Source organism: Staphylococcus sp. GDX8P80P (assembly GCF_017893095.1).
Lineage (GTDB): Bacteria > Bacillota > Bacilli > Staphylococcales > Staphylococcaceae > Staphylococcus > Staphylococcus borealis.
In genome coordinates this window covers 17,881-37,604 of sequence record NZ_JAESMI010000052.1, presented here as the reverse complement: position 1 = coordinate 37,604, position 19,724 = coordinate 17,881, and the positions used below count along the sequence as shown (strand labels likewise).

Here is a 19,724-nt window from a genome sequence, read left to right as displayed (position 1 = left end):
AACAAACATCACATTCATATAATTTGAAGTCCCATTTAAAACCATACTTATCATAACGATAGGTATATCGTTTAAAACCTAAAATAGTTCATATCTACATGTGTTTAATGCTTACAAAAAATATAAATGTTAAAATATTAAAATTTTAATAGTATTTTTAATGTGTATTAGTATAAAATATATGTATATTAAACAATAGGAGTATGCACATGGGAAATATACTTTTAGTAGTTATTGGTCTTAGTATCATATGTTTTATATCAATGCTTTTTAAAAAGAAACCAATTGCTGTTACAGCTTTGGCGGTTTTAATCACAACATCATCTACACTTATAGCAATGCCACTCAATAGAGTTAATGCACAAAGTAGTGCACTTACTAAAGAGAAAGTTAAATTTGTTAAAGGTATAGATGGAGACACTGTTCAATTACTTTATAAAGGTAAGAAATCAACCTTTAGATTATTGTTGATTGATACACCTGAAACTAAGGATCCACGAAAGCCTGTTCAAAAATATGGTCCGGAGGCTAGTCAATTTACAACACGAATGTTGGCTAATGCGCGTACGGTACAAGTTCAATTTGATCGTGGTCAACGAACAGATAAATATGGTCGTTATTTAGCATACGTTTATGCAGATGGTAGAATGGTTAATGAAGCGGTTGTCAGACAAGGATTAGCTAGAGTGACTTATATCTATCCGCCGAACAATACATTTGAACAAATGTTAAAGGTAAGTCAATCCAAAGCACAAGCTGAAAAGCTAAATATATGGTCTACAACCACGTCGAACACGAAAGCTAAGACGGGTCAAACATCATCTACAAAAGCATCTGTAAAATCATCAACTAAACCAAAAACATCAACCTCGTCAACTTCAAAGACAACGAAAAAGCAATCAACAGAAAATTATAAAAATTGCACTTTATTAAGAAAGAAATATCCAAATGGTGTGAAAAAGGGTCATCCTGCTTATCAAACAAAGTTTGACCGCGATAAAGATGGATGGGCATGTGAACGTTAAACATGTATCGTTCAGTGAATTAGAGTGAGGCTGGGACATAAATAATATAATAATGCTATTTTGCAAATTCGCAGTAGCTGACTGTACTGAGAAGACGCTTAAATCAAGCTGGGGGTGGGACGACGAATTCAAAAAGAATTCTGTCCCACTCCCGCCTTTTTAAATATCAAAGGTTTAACAATCAATTATTCTGCTCAATCATGATAAAATAAATATTAATATTATAAATACTAGGTGAGAAGTTATGTCTAAAGTCAATTTAATAGAAAGTCCATATCCGCTTCAAAAGATTAAAGGGCTAGGACCAAAACGAATTGCTTTATTGCAAGAACTTAATATTAATACGGTAGAAGACTTGGTGCTTTATTTACCGAGTCGCTATGAAGATAATACAGTTGTAGACTTAAATATGGCTGAAGATCAATCTACAGTGACAGTTGTTGGAGAAGTTTATTCTATGCCGACGGTTGCTTTTTTCGGTAGAAATAAATCGAAGTTAACAGTCCATTTAATGGTGGACAATATCGCAGTTAAATGTATCTTCTTTAATCAACCATACTTAAAAAAGAAAATTGAACTTCATGGTACGGTAACTGTTAAAGGAAAATGGAATCGTGCGAAACAAGAAATTAACGGAAATCGTATGTTCTTTAATGCACAGTCTCAAGATGCATCTGAAGTTAAATTAGAACCTGTGTATCGTATCAAAGAGGGCATTAAGCAAAAGCAAATGCGAGATATGATTTATCAAACGTTAGATGATGTTACGATACATGAATGGTTGACAGATGAATTAAGACAGAAGTATAAATTAGAATCTTTATCTGATACCATACATGCACTGCACCATCCTAAAGATCGCCATGACTTATTACGTGCTAGACGGACGTATGCCTTTACCGAATTATTCATGTTTGAAATACGAATGCAATGGTTGAATCGTCTAGAGAAGACATCGGACGAAGCCATTGAAATAAACTACGACATCCAAAAGGTAAAAGCGTTTATAGAAACATTACCTTTTGAGTTAACGGATGCGCAAAAAAAGAGTGTGAACGAAATCTTTAGAGATTTGAAAGCACCGATTCGCATGCATCGATTATTGCAAGGTGATGTAGGTTCAGGGAAGACAGTTGTTGCAGCTATATGTATGTATGCGTTAAAAACAGCTGGATATCAGTCTGCGCTAATGGTTCCTACTGAAATTCTAGCGGAGCAACACGCAAATAGTTTAACTGAGTTATTTGGAGACTATATGAACGTCGCATTATTAACTGGCTCCGTTAAAGGTAAAAAAAGAAAAGTCCTCTTAGAACAATTAGAGAATGGCACCATTGATTGTCTAATAGGTACACATGCGCTTATACAAGATGATGTAGCATTTCAAAATGTAGGACTGGTTATTACCGATGAACAACACCGTTTTGGGGTCAATCAACGTCAACTGTTAAGAGAAAAAGGAGCGATGACGAACGTTCTCTTCATGACAGCGACACCGATTCCTAGAACGCTAGCTATTTCAGTATTTGGTGAAATGGATGTTTCATCTATTAAACAGTTACCCAAAGGGCGTAAACCGATTATTACGAACTGGGCAAAACACGAGCAATACGAACAAGTGCTGTCTCAAATGACAGCGGAACTTAAAAAAGGTCGTCAAGCTTATGTGATTTGTCCGCTCATTGAAAGTTCGGAACATTTAGATGATGTACAAAACGTAGTTGAGTTGTACGACTCACTTCAAGCCTATTATGGAGAGGGGAGCGTCGGTTTATTACACGGCAAAATGTCGGCTGAAGAGAAAGATGAAGTTATGACGCGTTTTAGTCAACATGATATAGACATTCTTGTCTCTACAACTGTAGTAGAAGTTGGTGTCAATGTACCGAACGCAACGTTTATGATGATTTATGATGCAGATCGATTTGGACTATCTACTTTACATCAGTTAAGAGGTCGTGTTGGACGAAGTGAACATCAAAGTTATTGCGTACTTATTGCGTCACCTAAGACGGAAACAGGAATAGAACGAATGACTATAATGACGCAAACAACGGATGGTTTTGAGTTGAGTGAACGTGATTTAGAAATGCGTGGACCCGGAGATTTCTTCGGAGTTAAACAAAGTGGTTTACCGGATTTCATGGTAGCGAATATTGTGGAAGATTATCGAATGCTTGAAGTCGCTCGAGATGAAGCGGCAGAGTTGATTCAATCGGGAGAATTCTTTACAGAAGCATATCAACATTTACGTGATTTTATTGATCAGAATTTACTACATATGAGTTTTGATTAGTGTTTAAAGGTAATTATTTTTAAAAAGTAAAATATAGCACTATGATATTTGTTGAGCTTATTAAACGGAAAGTGTTATGATATGTGAGGAATGTTTAAGACTTGGTACTAATTTCGCATTTAAAGGGGGATATATATGAAATTAAAAAAAGCAGAACGTCGTGAGGCGATTCAAAAAGCAATTGAGCAAAACCCCTTTATTACGGATAGTGAATTATGTGAACAGTTTGAAGTAAGTATTCAAACGATACGTTTAGATAGAACAAATCTAAATATTCCAGAACTACGTAAGCGTATTAAATTAGTAGCTGAGCAAAACTATGAACAAATTCGTGCGCTTGAAGCAAATGAAGTGGTTGGAGATTTAATTCAAGTTGAACCAGACATAACTGCACAATCACTCATTGAAATCACTGAAGAATCAGTCTTTGCAAAGACACAGATTGCACGAGGTCATGTTTTATTTGCTCAAGCGAATTCGCTTTGTGTCGCTCTAATACATAAATCAACCGTATTAACACAAGAAAGTAATGTCGCTTTTATCGAGAAAGTAAAACTGGATGACACAGTAAGAGCTGAAGCACGCGTTGTTAATAAAACAGCGCAGCATTATATTATTGAAGTGAATTCATATGTAAGAGATACATTGGTGTTTAAAGGAACGTTTAAAATGTTTTATATAAGCGAGGATGAATAACATGGTTAAGATTGCTATTGATATGATGGGCGGAGATGACGCGCCTGGTATCGTGTTAGAGGCTGTTGAAAAAGCAGTAAATGATTTTAAAGATTTAGAAATAATTTTATTTGGAGATAAAAACCAATATACACTCAATCATGAACGAATTGAATTTAGACATTGTTCTGAAAAAATAGAGATGGAAGACGAACCAGTGAGAGCGATTAAACGTAAAAAAGATAGCTCAATGGTCAGAATGGCTGAAGCAGTGAAAAATGGCGAAGCGGACGGATGTGTTTCTGCAGGGAATACAGGCGCGCTTATGTCAGCTGGATTGTTTATTGTCGGTCGTATTAAAGGTGTTGCCAGACCAGCCCTTGTAGTAACATTACCAACAATTGATGGTAAAGGTTTTGTATTTTTAGATGTTGGTGCCAATGCTGATGCAAAACCTGAACATTTATTACAGTATGCGCAACTTGGTAATATATACGCTAAAAAAATTCGAGGCATTCAAAACCCTAAGGTCTCATTATTAAACATCGGTACAGAACCAGCTAAAGGTAATACATTGACTAAAAAAGCATATCAATTACTAAAAGATGATCAAAGCTTTAATTTTGATGGTAACATTGAAGCTAAAACATTAATGGAAGGTAACACTGACGTTGTTGTAACTGATGGCTACACTGGAAATATGGTGCTAAAAAATATCGAAGGTACTGCAAAATCCATTGGTAAAATGTTGAAAGAGACATTTTTAGGAAGTTTAAAAAACAAACTTGCTGCATTAGTGTTAAAAAAGGACTTAGACACATTTACTAAAAAAATGGATTATGCAGAATACGGTGGTTCGGTATTATTAGGTCTAGATGGTACAGTTGTTAAAGCACATGGTGGTTCTAATGCTCGCGCGTTTTATTCTGCAATCCGACAAGCTAAAATTGCCGGTGATGAGAAAATTGTCGAAATTATGAGAGAGACGGTAGGTGAAAAGGATGAGTAAAGTAGCAATTATTTTCCCGGGTCAAGGTGCACAAAAAGTAGGTATGGCTCGCGATTTATATAATGAAGATACAAAAGCAACAGAGATTCTAAATATAGCACAAGAAGCCGTAGATTTCGATTTATTAGGAACAATGTTTACGGATAGTGACAACAAATTAGGCGAAACTGAACATACACAACCAGCTTTATTAACACATAGCATCGCCTTATATCGTGCCTTAAATTCTATTAATGCTGACTACACGATGGGACATAGTCTAGGTGAATACTCTAGTTTAGTCGCTGCAGGCGTATTAAAGTTTGAGGATGCAGTTAAGATTGTTCGTAAACGTGGTCAACTCATGGCTCAAGCTTTTCCAAATGGTGTAGGTAGTATGGCAGCTGTATTAGGTTTAAGCTATGAAGAAGTAGATAAAATTTGCAAAGATTTATCAACATCTGAAGAACTGATTGAACCTGCGAATATTAACTGCCCTGGACAAATTGTAGTGTCAGGTCATAAATCACTCATTGATAAATTAGTTGAAGAAGGTAAATCATTAGGCGCTAAACGTGTCTTGCCTTTAGCAGTTTCTGGCCCATTCCATTCGTCAATGATGCAAGTGATTGAAAAAGACTTCGAGTCGTATATTAATCGATTTGAGTGGCATGATGCAGCATTTCCTATTGTGCAAAATGTGAATGCGCAAGGTGAAACGGACGCAACAACTATTAAGCAAAATATGATTAAGCAGTTATATTCACCAGTTGAATTTATCAATTCTGCAGAATGGTTAATTGAGCAAGGCGCCGATCATTTTATAGAAATTGGTCCAGGCAAAGTGTTATCTGGTTTAATTAAGAAAATCAATCGTGATGTTAAATTAACATCAATTCAAACATTAGAAGATGTGAAAGGTTGGAATAATCATGACGAATAAAAATGCATTAGTAACTGGTGCTTCAAGAGGTATAGGTCGTAGTATCGCATTACAATTAGCTGAAGATGGTTTCAATGTAGCTGTTAACTATGCTGGTAATAAAGAAAAGGCTGAAGCGGTTGTGTCTGAAATTAAAGCAAAAGGCGTTGAAAGTTTTGCAATTCAAGCTAATGTAGCTGAAGGCGACGAAGTTAAAGCGATGATTAAAGAAGTCGTTAGTCAATTTGGTTCATTAGATGTCCTTGTAAATAATGCTGGTATCACGCGTGATAATTTGTTAATGCGTATGAAAGAGCATGAATGGGATGATGTAATTAATACAAACTTAAAAGGCACTTTCAATTGCATTCAAAAAGCGACGCCACAAATGCTTCGTCAACGTGGTGGTGCAATTATTAACTTATCAAGTATAGTTGGTGCAATGGGTAATCCAGGTCAAGCAAACTATGTCGCTACGAAAGCAGGTATAGAAGGACTAACTAAATCAAGTGCACGTGAACTTGCATCACGTGGTATTACTGTAAATGCTGTAGCACCAGGATTTATCGTTTCAGATATGACAGATGCACTTAGTGATGAATTAAAAGCACAAATGTTAGAACAAATTCCATTATCTCGATTTGGTCAAGATACAGATATAGCGAATACAGTTGCATTTTTAGCATCTGATAGAGCAAAATACATTACTGGCCAAACCATTCATGTTAATGGTGGTATGTACATGTAATCATCTAAAGTTGGTTAGTTGAAATAAGTTTTATTTCGATAACACTTTGATGAGAAATTGCTTTGTTAAACAAAATACTATTTATAATGAGTATTTAAGAAATGCTTGTATTTTACCCATTAAAATGGGAAAATATAATAGTCTATGGATAGACACTTTCAAAGGAGGTGAATCGACGTGGAAAACTTCGATAAAGTAAAAGATATCATCGTTGACCGTTTAGGTGTAGATGCTGACAAAGTAACTGAAGACGCATCTTTCAAAGATGATTTAGGCGCTGACTCACTTGATATCGCTGAATTAGTGATGGAATTAGAAGACGAATTTGGTACTGAAATTCCTGATGAAGAAGCTGAAAAAATCAACACTGTTGGTGATGCAGTTAAATACATCAATAGTCTTGAAAAATAAAAAACTTACATCTGAGTCGTCTACAAGATGGCTCAGATTTTTTTTCTTAAGAATCAAACAAAGCATAAATATATGGGAGGTTCTAATGTGACTAATCCAAAAAAAATAGAAATGGTTAATGATTTTCAACAACAGTTTGCGAAGAAAATGAATGAATTAGGATTTACATATTCAAATATCGAGTTATATCAACAAGCATTTTCTCATTCAAGTTTTATCAATGACTTTAATATGGATCGTTTAGCGCATAATGAGCGACTCGAATTTTTAGGCGATGCGGTATTAGAATTGACGGTATCACGCTACCTTTTTGATAAACATCCAGATCTTCCTGAAGGTAACTTAACAAAAATGCGTGCAACAATTGTATGTGAGCCCTCACTTGTAATATTTGCTAATAAAATCGAGTTAAATCAACTCATCCTATTAGGTAAAGGTGAAGAAAAAACGGGTGGAAGAACACGCCCTTCACTTGTGTCTGACGCATTTGAAGCCTTTGTTGGGGCTTTATATCTCGATCAAGGATTAGATGTCGTATGGCAATTTGCTGAGAAAGTGATTTTCCCATATGTAGAGGATGATGAATTAGTTGGTGTTGTCGACTTTAAAACACAATTTCAAGAGTATGTTCACAGTCAAAATCGTGGAGATGTAACTTATCGATTAATTAAGGAAGAAGGCCCAGCGCATCATCGTTTATTTACATCGGAAGTTATTTTGGAAAATAATGCAGTTGCAACAGGTCAAGGTAAAACTAAAAAAGAATCTGAACAAAAAGCAGCAGAGCGTGCTTACTCAGAACTTAAGAATAATAGCAGTGTTTAAGATGACCAATCATCTTTAAAATATTGTCCTCCCCTCAACTAGAATGAGTGGAATGATTAGCAAGGAGAATAGTATGGTGTATTTAAAATCAATTGATGCCATAGGTTTTAAATCATTTGCAGATCACACAGATGTCCAATTTGATAAAGGTGTGACAGCAATAGTTGGGCCTAATGGTAGCGGAAAGAGTAACATTACCGATGCTATCAAATGGGTATTAGGTGAACAGTCCGCAAAATCATTACGTGGCTCTAAAATGGAAGATATTATCTTTTCAGGAGCTGAACATCGAAATGCTCAGAATTATGCAGAAGTACAATTGAAACTTGATAATAAAGCCAGAAAATTACAAGTTGATTCAGATGATATTGTCGTGACGCGTCGCTTGTACCGCAGTGGTGAGAGTGAATACTATCTTAATAATGATAAAGCACGCTTAAGAGATATTACTGAATTGTTTTTGGATTCTGGTTTGGGAAAAGAAGCATTTAGCATTATATCTCAAGGTAGAGTTGATGAAATTTTAAACGCTAAACCAATTGATCGACGTCAAATTCTTGAAGAATCTGCTGGCGTATTAAAATACAAAAAACGAAAAGCTGAATCACTACAAAAATTAGACCAAACAGAAGACAATCTTACACGAGTTGAAGATATCTTATATGACTTGGAAGGGCGCGTAGAACCATTAAAAGCAGAAGCGTCTAGCGCAAAAGAATATTTGAAACTCTCTGAAGAAATGAAACAAAGCGATGTCATTGTTACTGTACATGATATCGATCAGTATTCGGAAGATAATCGTGAATTAGACGTCAAACTTAATGAACTAAAAAGCCAACAAGCAGATAAAGAGGCGAAACAAGCACAAATAAATCAATATATTCAAAAACAAAAGTCTCAACGTCAACATATTGATAATGACATTGAACAATTGAATTATGATTTGATTAAAGCTACAGAAGCATATGAGAAGTTTACAGGTCAATTAAATGTCTTAGAAGAAAGAAAACGTAATCAATCAGAAACGAATGCGCGCTTTGAAGAAGAATTAGATAATTTAAATCACGAATTAAAGAACGCTCAAGATGAAAAAAATGAGATTACGCAACAAATTGAGACGTTAAAAGAAAAACAGAAAACGTTAAATAATGATATTCACGAACTAGAATCACAACTTTACGTTTCTGATGAACAACATGATGAAAAACTCGAATCTATTAAAAATGAATACTATGAATTAATGTCTGAACAATCAGATGTCAATAATGACATTCGTTTCTTAGAGCATACCATTAAAGAAAATGAAGCGAAGAAATCACGCTTAGATTCACGTTTAGTTGAAGCATTTAATCAACTCAAGGCGTTACAAAGCGAAATTGCTTCTACAGAACAACATCATCAAGCTACAGTTAAACAATTGAGCAATATAGAAGATCAAATAAGTCGAATAGAGCAACAATTATCAAAAGCGAAACAAATTCAAACTGAATACGAAGATAAATTGTATCAAGCATATCGTTATACGGATAAAATGAGAGCTCGAATTGAAAGTTTGGAAACACAAGAGGAAGACTATACGTACTTCTTTAATGGCGTTAAGCATGTGTTAAAAGCTAAAAACGATAGCTTACAAGGTATTCATGGTGCAGTTGCAGAAGTGATTTCTGTACCATCTGAATTGACTCAGGCAATTGAGACCGCATTAGGCGCTTCATTGCAACATATCATCGTTGACAGCGAAAAAGATGGTCGCCAAGCAATCCAATTCTTAAAGCAAAAAGGACTTGGTAGAGCAACATTCTTACCATTAAATGTTATTAAATCAAGACAGCTATCTCATCATATTCGTCAAATTGCTGAAAGTACAGCAGGTTATATTAATGTTGCTTCTGATGCAATAACAGTGAATGCGCAATATCAAGCCGTAGTTAAAAATTTAATTGGTACGACTATTATTGTAGATAATCTAAAGCATGCTAATGAACTGGCGAGAGCGATTCAATATAAAACACGTATCGTTACTTTAGAAGGCGATATTGTCAATCCTGGAGGTTCTATGACTGGTGGTGGTGCGCGTAAGACGAAGAGCATTTTATCACAAAAAGATGAACTCACTACAATGCGTGACCAATTAAAAAATTATGAATCGCAAACTAAAGATTTTGAAAAACAATTGCAAAATCAAAAAGATGACGTCGAGCAATTAAGTGAAACGTATTTTAATTTGAGTCAACAATATAATGAAGTGAAAGAACAATCACATAATGAAGCGTTAGCATTAGACCGTCTTAAAACACAAGAAGCACATATTAAAGATGAGCATGAAGAATTTGAGTTTGAAAAGAATGACGGTTACCAAAGTGAAAATAGTCGTGTTACTTTAAATGAAAAACAAGCACGTTTATCTATTATTCAAGGTAAGTTAAAACAACTTGAAACAGACATTGAACGTTATACGCAATTATCTAAGGAAGGTAAAGAGACGACTACGCAAGTACAACAGCAATTAAACCAAAAACGCTCTGATTTAGCAGTTATTAAAGAACGCATACATGCGCAAAAAGGGGCATTAACCCGTACAGATAAACAGATTGCAACGATTCATCAACAGTTAACGAACGTTGAAGACAAGATTAAACTCTTTAATTCTGATGAAATGATGGGTGATCAAGCATTTGATAAATTACAACAAGAGATTAAATCTAAGGAAAATTCACGACAATCGATTACTAATCAATTAAAAGATTTGAAAAAGCAACGTGTAGATGTCAATGAAGATGTGGAAATACATGAAGCACAGTTACAAGAATGCCATCAAGATTTATTATCGATAGAAAGTTTCTATCAGGATATCAAAGCGCAACAATCAAAATTAGATGTATTAATTCATCATGCCATTGATCATTTAAATGATGAATATCAATTGACAGTTGAACGTGCCAGAGATGAATTCTTCTCGGAAACACCGATTGAGTCGCTAAGAAAGAAAGTTAAATTAACTAAAATGTCGATCGATGAATTAGGCCCTGTTAATATTAATGCGATTGAACAATTTGAAGAGTTAAATGAGCGCTATACTTTCTTAGATGAGCAACGCACAGACTTGCGTGAAGCGAAACAGACACTTGAGCAAATTATTAATGAGATGGATCAAGAAGTGAAGGGTCGTTTTAAAGAGACATTTTTACAGGTTCAATCTCATTTTACGACAGTATTTCAGTCGTTATTTGGTGGAGGACATGCTAAATTAGAATTAACAGATGATGATTATTTATCAGCTGGTGTCGATATTATTGTTCAACCGCCAGGCAAAAAATTACAACACTTGTCGTTGTTAAGTGGTGGTGAACGTGCCCTAAGTGCAATCGCATTGCTATTTGCTATCTTGAAAGTACGATCTGCACCATTTGTTATACTGGATGAAGTAGAAGCGGCACTTGATGAAGCAAATGTCATTCGATACGCACAATTTCTAAAAGAGTTATCAATGCAAACTCAATTTATTGTGATTACGCATCGCAAAGGGACAATGGAATATTCAGATCGTTTGTATGGTGTGACAATGCAAGAATCAGGGGTTTCAAAATTAGTGAGTGTTAACTTAAATACTATTGATGAGGTCATGAAGGAGGAACAAGCATGAGTTTCTTTAAACGTTTAAAAGATAAATTTTCTACGAAATCAACGGAAGATATAGAACAAGAATTATCACAAGATGAAAGTGAGCAGAGTAGCGCACCACGTGATGATAATGAAGAAGTATCACAACCGGCACCTAAGAAGAAACCACGTAAGTTAAGTGAAGCAGATTTTGATGATGATGGTTTAATCTCGATTGAAGATTTTGAAGAAATTGAAGCACAAAAAATGGGTGCTAAGTTTAAAGCAGGTCTTGAAAAATCACGTCAGAACTTCCAAGAACAACTTAATAATTTAATTGCACGTTATAGAACGGTTGATGAAGATTTCTTCGAAGCACTTGAAGAAATGTTAATTACTGCCGACGTTGGTTTCAACACAGTGATGCAATTAACAGAAGAATTACGTACGGAGGCGCAACGTCGTAATATTAAGGAAACGGAAGATTTACGTGAAGTCATTGTCGAAAAGATTGTTGAAATATACCATCAAGAAGACGATCAATCTGAAGCTATGAATCTTGAAGATGGCCGATTAAACGTCATTTTAATGGTTGGTGTAAATGGCGTAGGTAAAACAACTACTATTGGTAAACTTGCACATAGATATAAAATGGAAGGCAAAAAAGTAATGCTTGCAGCTGGAGATACATTCAGAGCTGGTGCTATTGATCAATTACAAGTGTGGGGTGACCGTGTAGGTGTTGAAGTTATACGCCAAAGTGAGGGATCTGACCCTGCAGCAGTTGTTTATGATGCAATCAATGCGGCAAAAAATAAAGGTGTTGATATTTTAATTTGTGATACTGCAGGACGTTTACAAAATAAATCAAACTTAATGCAAGAATTAGATAAAATGAAACGTGTTATTAGCAGAGCTGTACCAGATGCACCTCATGAAGCTTTATTGTGTTTAGATGCAACAACAGGTCAAAACGCCTTATCTCAAGCACGTTCATTTAAAGAAGTTACAAACGTATCAGGTATCGTATTAACTAAATTGGATGGTACGGCTAAAGGTGGTATTGTGCTTGCAATTAGAAATGAACTTCATATCCCAGTTAAATATGTAGGCTTAGGTGAAAAACTTGACGACTTGCAACCATTTAACCCAGAAAGCTACGTTTATGGATTATTTGCAGATATGATAGAACAAAATGAAGATATTCCAGATGAAGTTGCTGAATTAGATTTTAATAACGAGGATCATCCACATGGGGAAAAATGATTTAGTTAAAACATTACGAATGAATTATTTGTTTGATTTCTATCAAACGTTATTAACTGATAAGCAAAGAAATTATTTAGAGCTATTCTATTTAAAGGACTATTCATTAAGTGAAATTGCAGAGACATTTGATGTGAGTAGACAAGCAGTTTATGATAATATAAGAAGAACTGGCGATTTAGTTGAAGATTATGAATCTAAGTTGAATTTATATGAAAAATTCGAACAACGTCGTAACATTTATGAAGCAATGAAACAATCTTTAAATGATGCTACAGCGTTAGAACAATATATTAATCAATTAGAAGAATTAGAATAAACAGATATATAAAGGAGGGCATTTGGTATGGCATTTGAAGGATTATCCGATCGCTTACAAGCTACGATGCAAAGAATGCGTGGTAAGGGTAAAGTCACAGAAGCTGATATTAAAGCTATGATGAGAGAAGTACGATTAGCATTATTAGAAGCCGATGTAAACTTTAAAGTAGTTAAAGAATTTGTGAAAACTGTGTCAGAACGTGCCTTAGGATCAGATGTAATGCAATCATTAACACCTGGTCAACAAGTCATTAAAATTGTACAAGACGAATTAACACAATTAATGGGTGGCGAAAACGCAACGATTAAAATGGCGAACAAGCCACCAACTGTTGTGATGATGGTTGGTTTACAAGGTGCAGGTAAAACGACTACTGCCGGTAAATTAGCATTATTAATGCGTAAAAAATACAATAAAAAACCTATGTTAGTAGCTGCAGATATTTATCGTCCAGCTGCAATTAATCAATTACAAACTGTAGGTAAACAACTTGATGTTCCTGTGTATAGTGAAGGTGATCAAGTCAAACCACAACAAATCGTGGAAAACGCATTAAAGCACGCTAAAGAAGAACATTTAGATTTTGTAATCATTGATACAGCAGGTCGTTTGCATATTGATGAAGCATTGATGAATGAATTACAAGAAGTTAAAGAAATTTCTAAACCAAATGAAATTATGTTGGTTGTGGATGCAATGACTGGTCAAGACGCAGTTAATGTTGCACAATCATTCGATGATCAATTAGATGTGACTGGCGTTACATTGACTAAATTAGATGGCGATACCCGTGGTGGTGCGGCGTTATCAATTCGTTCAGTAACACAAAAGCCAATTAAGTTTGTTGGTATGAGTGAGAAGATGGATGGACTTGAACTCTTCCACCCAGAGCGAATGGCTTCTCGTATACTGGGTATGGGCGATGTACTAAGTCTTATCGAAAAGGCACAACAAGATGTTGACCAAGAAAAAGCTAAAGACTTAGAACAAAAAATGCGTAATTCAACATTTACATTGGATGATTTTCTTGAACAATTGGATCAAGTTAAAAACCTTGGCCCACTGGATGATATTATGAAAATGATTCCTGGAATGAACAAAATGAAAGGCATGGATAAGCTTAATATGGATGAAAAACAAATTGACCATATTAAGGCAATTATCCAGTCTATGACACCAAGTGAAAGAGAAAATCCAGCAGTCTTAAATGTTTCTAGAAAAAAACGTATTGCTAAAGGTTCAGGTCGTTCATTACAAGAAGTGAATCGCTTAATGAAGCAATTTAATGATATGAAGAAAATGATGAAACAATTTAGTGGTGCTGGTCGTAAAGGTAAAAAAGGTAAACGAAGTCAAATGGAAAATATGTTAAAAGGCATGAACTTACCATTTTAGTGATTCAAAAATATCGGACGCTTTTTGATAAGCGCTCGATATTTTTATGTCGATTTATTTCATAAATCCAGCTAAAGGTTCGCCTGAGCTAAAGCTTTAACGCAGTGGTTGATTGGACTTGAAATAAAATATTTCAAGCACCTAATCAACTGTGCGGGGGTGAGAGGACGAATTTAAAATTCTATCTCACTCCCATAACCAAATCTACGGTTTATTTTATAAATCTATCTAAAGGTTCGCCTGAGCTAAAGCTCATGCATAACCAAATCTACGGTTTATTTTATAAACCTAGATTTAGTAAAGAAAAAAGTCTTTACAAACGATCAAGTTACTGTTAATATTATTTCTTGTAGAAAATAAAAAGTAAAAGATTTAAAGGAGAGTTTTATATATGGCAGTTAAAATTCGTTTAACTCGTTTAGGTTCAAAAAGAAATCCATTCTATCGTATCGTAGTTGCAGACGCACGTTCACCACGTGATGGTCGTATTATCGAACAAATCGGTACTTACAACCCAGCTAGTGTTAATGCTCCAGAAGTTAAAATTGACGAAGAATTAGCATTAAAATGGTTGAAAGACGGTGCTAAACCAACTGATACAGTTCATAATATCTTATCTAAACAAGGTATTTTAAAAACTTTTGATGAACAAAAACACGCTAAATAATTTAGCTTAAACTTTAATATAAAGTTTCTTAAGGCGCCATTTCGTGGCGTCTTTTTCAATACTGAAATATTCATGTTAATATGAAAGAAATAAATTAATGTATTAAGAGAGGTGCGACTATGCAAGTTGAAGTGGGTCAAATTGTAAACACTCACGGTATTAAAGGTGAAGTCAAAGTCAAATCGAATTCTGACTTTACAGAAACGCGTTTTCAACCTGGTGAAGTATTAACAGTAAAACATAATAACAATGAAATTCAATTAACTGTCACATCGTATCGTGTACACAAAGGATTTCATATGCTTAAATTTAAAGACATTAATAACATTAATGAAGTTGAACAGTATAAGGGTGACTTCTTATATCAGGAACGCGATCACGAAGATATTGAATTAGCAGAGAATGAGTTTTACTATTCAGATATTATAGGATGCACCGTGTTTGATGATGAAGAGACGCCTATTGGGCGAGTCATCAATATTTTTGAAACTGGAGCAAATGATGTTTGGGTCGTTAAAGGTGATAAAGAATACCTAATTCCTTATATAGCTGATGTTGTTAAGGCCATTGACATTGAAAATAAAACAATCCACATAACACCTATGGAAGGGTTGTTAGACTAATGAAAATTGACTATTTAACTTTATTTCCAGAGATGTTTGATGGCGTACTCAATCACTCCATTTTAAAAAGAGCACAAGATAAAGAAATTATTAGTGTAAATACAATTAATTTCAGAGATTACGCTATCAATAAACATAATCAAGTAGATGATTATCCATTTGGTGGTGGGCAAGGTATGGTATTAAAGCCAGAGCCGGTTTTCAATGCTATGAAAGACTTGCAACGCACTGAACAGACGCGTGTGATTTTAATGTGTCCTCAAGGTAGACCATTCTCTCAAAGTATTGCACAAGAGCTAAGTGAAGCAGAACATATTGTATTTATTTGCGGACATTATGAAGGTTATGATGAACGTATCAGAGAACATCTTGTGACAGATGAAATTTCAATGGGAGATTATGTGTTAACTGGAGGCGAATTGCCTGCTATGACGATGACAGATGCAATTGTACGATTAATTCCTGGCGTATTAGGTAATCAACAGTCACACCAAGATGATTCTTTTTCAGATGGACTTTTAGAGTTTCCACAATATACACGCCCTAGAGTATTTGAGGATATGACTGTTCCAGATGTATTGTTGTCAGGTAATCATGCAAATATCGAACAATGGCGACATGAACAAAAATTAATTCGGACGTTTAATAAGCGACCGGACTTACTTGATCATTATCCTCTAACAGAAGAAGATAAAAAAATAATAGAAAGCTATAAAAAGCAATTGAAAAACAAGTAGTATTATGCTAATATATATCAAGTGTGAAAAGACACTAAATATCACTATGGTCCGCTGCTATATGAATGTCTAGGCAAGAACATAGGTTGAAGGAGAGTATATCAATGAGTAATCATAAGTTAATCGAAGCAGTTACTAAATCACAATTACGTACAGACTTACCAACATTCCGTACTGGTGACACTTTACGTGTACACGTACGTATCGTTGAGGGTTCACGTGAACGTATCCAAGTTTTCGAAGGTGTTGTAATCAAACGCCGTGGTGGAGGAATTTCTGAAACTTTCACAGTTCGTAAAATTTCTTCAGGTGTAGGTGTGGAACGTACATTCCCATTACACACTCCAAAAATTGAAAAAATCGAAGTTAAACGTCGTGGTAAAGTACGTCGTGCTAAATTATACTACTTACGTAGTTTACGTGGTAAAGCTGCTAGAATCCAAGAAATTCGTTAATCAGCAAATTGAGTATATGAATAAGATAAAGGTTAGTTACAACGTTTGTCTTACTAACAAAGCTTCCAAACATCTTCTTTTCAAGTTGAGATTGGAAGCTTTTATTTATTGTATTTAAAATTTTGAAGTCTGACCTTAGACGTAGTTGTTTATTTCAGTTTATTGTTTTCTTTTTACCCATAAGCTAAATAGTACGCTACCTATAACGCCGATGATACTTAAAATGGTAAGTAGATAGAAATGCGGCGGAGTATAAGAGACTTTAATCACCTTATCACCTTTATTTACCGGTATTGCCGTCATAATACCATTTGCTTGTTGTACAGGTACATCTTTACCGTCGACGTGTGCATGCATGCCTTTTGCATATACAGTTGGTAGGACAACATAGCCTGATGCATTTTTGGGTTTATAAACAATATAACCATTTCTCATGTTTTTAACCTTCACAGGTGTAACGTCTTTAGATGCTTTTTGTAAAGTACTGTAATCTTCACCATAGATGCCTTTAACAGATAAACGATAATTACCTTTAGATAGTTGAATATTAAGTTTATTAGATGCTTTTACGCGCATTGTAATAGGAGTGACAAAACGTCGATATTTATAACTTAGTTTATTTCGGCTTTGTGAATATTCGTTAACACCGACTGAATGCGCTTTGTCAGGCGACAGCAATTCGACATCCATTTCCACATACATATCTTTATATTGATTAGCGACTGATTTAGGTAAAGATAACGTAACACCTCCATTATCTTTATGCACAGTAAGATGGTTGTGATTGTGCCATGTTGAATCATTTGTCGACATGTTCGCTTTGTCTAACAAGTTTTGATTTGATTTAAATGAAGTATTCGCTTTCTCTGGCTGACCATTTAACACGATGCCTTTTAACATTGCTTGCTCACGATCTAATGGTGACTTTAAGTCATTAGAATTATAAATTCGATTCGTCACATGAGCTGCTGGGTAGTCAATCGTATTTTCGGAGTGGATGAGCGTATCTTTACCATTCAAAATGGTATCTTTCTTTTTAAATCCGTAAGGCATATTTTGATCTTCAGGATGACGTAAACGATCTTGAACATTCCATAGTGCAGCTAAGTTCGCACGATTTCCCAAAAATCGATATGTGCTATTTTTATCCACAGGCATATTGATTTGCATTAATTTATCATAATATTTCAATATATCGCCATCAAAAATGCTAGAATATAGCGATATACCATTATAGTGATAAATAAATGGTGAATTTAGTGCGTATGCTGATATATAATCGATACGATGAAATGGGTCATTTTGATGCTGTTTGATCGTATCGATTTTTTGGGCAATTGTGTCATCAAAGTATGATGGATCATTTAAAGTATGGATTGTCGTTGCATATGGATCTATTGTTCTTTGTCTTGAATCATGTGTCATTACAATTTGCTGGCCGAAAAAGAGCACAATCAACGATAACATGATTATTGGTTGCTTAAGTAGAGATTTACGATAAATGAATAAACCTAATACAATGATGATAAATAATGCTATAGGCATCCAATCCACAAAATCATCGGCAATGATGTATCGGCACAATCCTGCAATAAATACAGGTATAGCAGCAACTAAATACTGTTTCATAGTTATTTCAGATAAGTGATGAATATATAACGCAATAAGTCCACTTGTAGATAACACTAAGAAATAAACCCAACGACGTTGCGGTAAAGAGAAACCGTTAAAAGCACTATCAAAGTATTGTGATAATGAACCAATAAGTAAGAACCAAGTTATAATCGCAAAAACTTTATAGTAGTAGTGTTTATATAATTTGGGCGTTAACAATGCCACGAGTGCGACAAGTGAAATTGTGACATAGAAACCATTTGAAAATATGTAATAATTATTTTTGGTTAAATCAGTAAACAAAGAAATATTAAATTCTGAATTTTGTTGACGATCATTAGTTAAGAATGATGATACACCAGTGTAAAATCCTAATATACTTGATAAAAGCGCAAACATAGCACCAATAATTAATAAGTAACATTTCTGCCAGCGTGATACGATATCATAGCGATATTGAAACACAACTCGCAAAATGAAATAAATACCTAACACAATGGCTTGATAATAAGTAAAATAGAAATTTGAAAAGAGTGTAATCGCTACTGCAAAAATAAACAAACCTATCTTCTTACGTTGGAAAAAGCGTTCCATTCCCCATAAAGATAATGGTAATACAATTAATAGGTCGCCATAAAATGACCATGTGAAATTGTAATATAATACGACTGTTGATGCACCATATAGTAGTGTTGCTATTAATAGAGGTACAGATTTTAGTCTTAAATATCTAAAATAATAAAATGCACAAATAAAAGTGATTATCGTACGGACATAAGCTACAATAAGTTGGTTTGTTGGCCAAAAGCGGATATTGTGCGGTTGCCAATGAAATAATTGCTCGCCAATCCATACAAAAATAAAATTGACCCACATGATGGGGGATAGGGAATAGTAGTAAGCTAAACCTTTTACATAATCCCCACCCAGTCCAAATGAGTGATCGTAAAATCCTTTTAAGTGTGTGTAATGTTCATATAAATATAATTGAAATGGCATCATTTGTCTAAAGCCATCGCCAGATCCACTAAACACTACACCATCTTTAAGATAATCACGTATAAACGGATAATAAATCGTTAGTGTTACGATATTAGCTATGATAAAAATAAAACCAAATGTCCATAAAGGTTTCGACCATATTTTTTTAATCAA

General features: G+C 34.7%; 17 protein-coding genes. 16 read left to right on the top strand and 1 reads right to left on the bottom strand.

Annotation, left to right across the window (positions count from 1 at the left end; all coding sequences use genetic code 11):
* Window positions 1–209: 209 nt before the first annotated feature.
* The 16 genes from KA858_RS12820 (at window position 210) to rplS (ending at window position 16,955) form a co-directional block, all read left to right on the top strand.
* Window positions 210–1,025, top strand: coding sequence for a thermonuclease family protein (locus tag KA858_RS12820; RefSeq protein WP_107629840.1), 816 nt, complete (start codon window positions 210–212; stop codon window positions 1,023–1,025).
* 244 nt (window positions 1,026–1,269) lie between these two features.
* Window positions 1,270–3,321, top strand: a complete 2,052-nt coding sequence (gene recG, locus KA858_RS05825) for an ATP-dependent DNA helicase RecG (protein WP_210135219.1) — start codon at window positions 1,270–1,272, stop codon at window positions 3,319–3,321.
* A 135-nt stretch (window positions 3,322–3,456) separates the two neighbouring features.
* Window positions 3,457–4,017 carry a transcription factor FapR gene (gene fapR, locus KA858_RS05820; protein WP_107629838.1) on the top strand — a complete coding sequence of 187 codons (561 nt, stop codon included), beginning with the start codon at window positions 3,457–3,459 and terminating at the stop codon, window positions 4,015–4,017.
* 1 nt (window position 4,018) lies between these two features.
* Window positions 4,019–5,005 (top strand): phosphate acyltransferase PlsX, encoded by a 987-nt coding sequence (plsX, locus tag KA858_RS05815; RefSeq protein ID WP_053029247.1) that lies wholly within the window; start codon window positions 4,019–4,021, stop codon window positions 5,003–5,005.
* The gene (fabD, locus tag KA858_RS05810) at window positions 4,998–5,927 is read left to right on the top strand and encodes an ACP S-malonyltransferase (RefSeq protein WP_210135218.1); all 930 of its coding nucleotides are present in this window, start codon (window positions 4,998–5,000) and stop codon (window positions 5,925–5,927) included. Before plsX ends, fabD begins: the two co-directional genes overlap by 8 nt.
* On the top strand, window positions 5,917–6,654 hold the full coding sequence (fabG, locus tag KA858_RS05805; RefSeq protein ID WP_053029252.1) for a 3-oxoacyl-[acyl-carrier-protein] reductase: 738 nt from the start codon (window positions 5,917–5,919) through the stop codon (window positions 6,652–6,654). The genes fabD and fabG overlap by 11 nt, the downstream gene beginning before the upstream one ends.
* A 177-nt stretch (window positions 6,655–6,831) precedes the next feature.
* On the top strand, window positions 6,832–7,065 hold the full coding sequence (locus KA858_RS05800; RefSeq protein WP_001830184.1) for an acyl carrier protein: 234 nt from the start codon (window positions 6,832–6,834) through the stop codon (window positions 7,063–7,065).
* A 72-nt stretch (window positions 7,066–7,137) separates the two neighbouring features.
* Window positions 7,138–7,890, top strand: a complete 753-nt coding sequence (gene rnc / locus KA858_RS05795) for a ribonuclease III (RefSeq protein WP_306431568.1) — start codon at window positions 7,138–7,140, stop codon at window positions 7,888–7,890.
* Window positions 7,891–7,963: 73 nt separating this feature from the next.
* Window positions 7,964–11,533, top strand: coding sequence for a chromosome segregation protein SMC (gene smc / locus KA858_RS05790; RefSeq protein WP_210135217.1), 3,570 nt, complete (start codon window positions 7,964–7,966; stop codon window positions 11,531–11,533).
* Entirely contained in the window at window positions 11,530–12,756 is a 1,227-nt protein-coding gene (gene ftsY, locus KA858_RS05785) for a signal recognition particle-docking protein FtsY (RefSeq protein ID WP_107629834.1), read from the top strand. Before smc ends, ftsY begins: the two co-directional genes overlap by 4 nt.
* Entirely contained in the window at window positions 12,743–13,075 is a 333-nt protein-coding gene (locus KA858_RS05780) for a putative DNA-binding protein (RefSeq protein ID WP_053029260.1), read from the top strand. The genes ftsY and KA858_RS05780 overlap by 14 nt, the downstream gene beginning before the upstream one ends.
* A 27-nt stretch (window positions 13,076–13,102) precedes the next feature.
* A complete protein-coding gene (ffh, locus tag KA858_RS05775; protein WP_053029262.1) occupies window positions 13,103–14,473 on the top strand; it encodes a signal recognition particle protein in 1,371 nt (456 codons plus the stop codon).
* A gap of 391 nt (window positions 14,474–14,864) precedes the next feature.
* Entirely contained in the window at window positions 14,865–15,140 is a 276-nt protein-coding gene (gene rpsP, locus KA858_RS05770; protein ID WP_011275962.1) for a 30S ribosomal protein S16, read from the top strand.
* 119 nt (window positions 15,141–15,259) lie between these two features.
* A complete protein-coding gene (gene rimM / locus KA858_RS05765) occupies window positions 15,260–15,763 on the top strand; it encodes a ribosome maturation factor RimM (RefSeq protein ID WP_070855509.1) in 504 nt (167 codons plus the stop codon).
* Window positions 15,763–16,500, top strand: coding sequence for a tRNA (guanosine(37)-N1)-methyltransferase TrmD (trmD, locus tag KA858_RS05760; RefSeq protein WP_107630040.1), 738 nt, complete (start codon window positions 15,763–15,765; stop codon window positions 16,498–16,500). Before rimM ends, trmD begins: the two co-directional genes overlap by 1 nt.
* A 104-nt stretch (window positions 16,501–16,604) precedes the next feature.
* Window positions 16,605–16,955, top strand: coding sequence for a 50S ribosomal protein L19 (gene rplS / locus KA858_RS05755; RefSeq protein ID WP_002448843.1), 351 nt, complete (start codon window positions 16,605–16,607; stop codon window positions 16,953–16,955).
* Window positions 16,956–17,114: 159 nt separating this feature from the next.
* Here the strand turns inward: rplS and KA858_RS05750 are convergent, their stop codons facing one another.
* Window positions 17,115–19,724: a YfhO family protein gene (locus tag KA858_RS05750; RefSeq protein ID WP_210135216.1), complete on the bottom strand. Its 2,610-nt coding sequence runs from the start codon at window positions 19,722–19,724 to the stop codon at window positions 17,115–17,117.

Bases quoted from the DNA above. Each gene is read 5' to 3' on its own strand.
- fabD (WP_210135218.1), top strand. From the start codon at position 4,998: ATGAGTAAAGTAGCAATTATTTTCCCGGGTCAAGGTGCACAAAAAGTA.
- rimM (WP_070855509.1), top strand. From the start codon at position 15,260: ATGCAAGTTGAAGTGGGTCAAATTGTAAACACTCACGGTATTAAAGGT.
- fabG (WP_053029252.1), top strand. From the start codon at position 5,917: ATGACGAATAAAAATGCATTAGTAACTGGTGCTTCAAGAGGTATAGGT.
- smc (WP_210135217.1), top strand. From the start codon at position 7,964: ATGGTGTATTTAAAATCAATTGATGCCATAGGTTTTAAATCATTTGCA.
- rnc (WP_306431568.1), top strand. From the start codon at position 7,138: ATGGGAGGTTCTAATGTGACTAATCCAAAAAAAATAGAAATGGTTAAT.
- ffh (WP_053029262.1), top strand. From the start codon at position 13,103: ATGGCATTTGAAGGATTATCCGATCGCTTACAAGCTACGATGCAAAGA.
- ftsY (WP_107629834.1), top strand. From the start codon at position 11,530: ATGAGTTTCTTTAAACGTTTAAAAGATAAATTTTCTACGAAATCAACG.
- KA858_RS12820 (WP_107629840.1), top strand. From the start codon at position 210: ATGGGAAATATACTTTTAGTAGTTATTGGTCTTAGTATCATATGTTTT.
- fapR (WP_107629838.1), top strand. From the start codon at position 3,457: ATGAAATTAAAAAAAGCAGAACGTCGTGAGGCGATTCAAAAAGCAATT.
- recG (WP_210135219.1), top strand. From the start codon at position 1,270: ATGTCTAAAGTCAATTTAATAGAAAGTCCATATCCGCTTCAAAAGATT.
- rplS (WP_002448843.1), top strand. From the start codon at position 16,605: ATGAGTAATCATAAGTTAATCGAAGCAGTTACTAAATCACAATTACGT.
- trmD (WP_107630040.1), top strand. From the start codon at position 15,763: ATGAAAATTGACTATTTAACTTTATTTCCAGAGATGTTTGATGGCGTA.
- plsX (WP_053029247.1), top strand. From the start codon at position 4,019: ATGGTTAAGATTGCTATTGATATGATGGGCGGAGATGACGCGCCTGGT.
- rpsP (WP_011275962.1), top strand. From the start codon at position 14,865: ATGGCAGTTAAAATTCGTTTAACTCGTTTAGGTTCAAAAAGAAATCCA.
- KA858_RS05780 (WP_053029260.1), top strand. From the start codon at position 12,743: ATGGGGAAAAATGATTTAGTTAAAACATTACGAATGAATTATTTGTTT.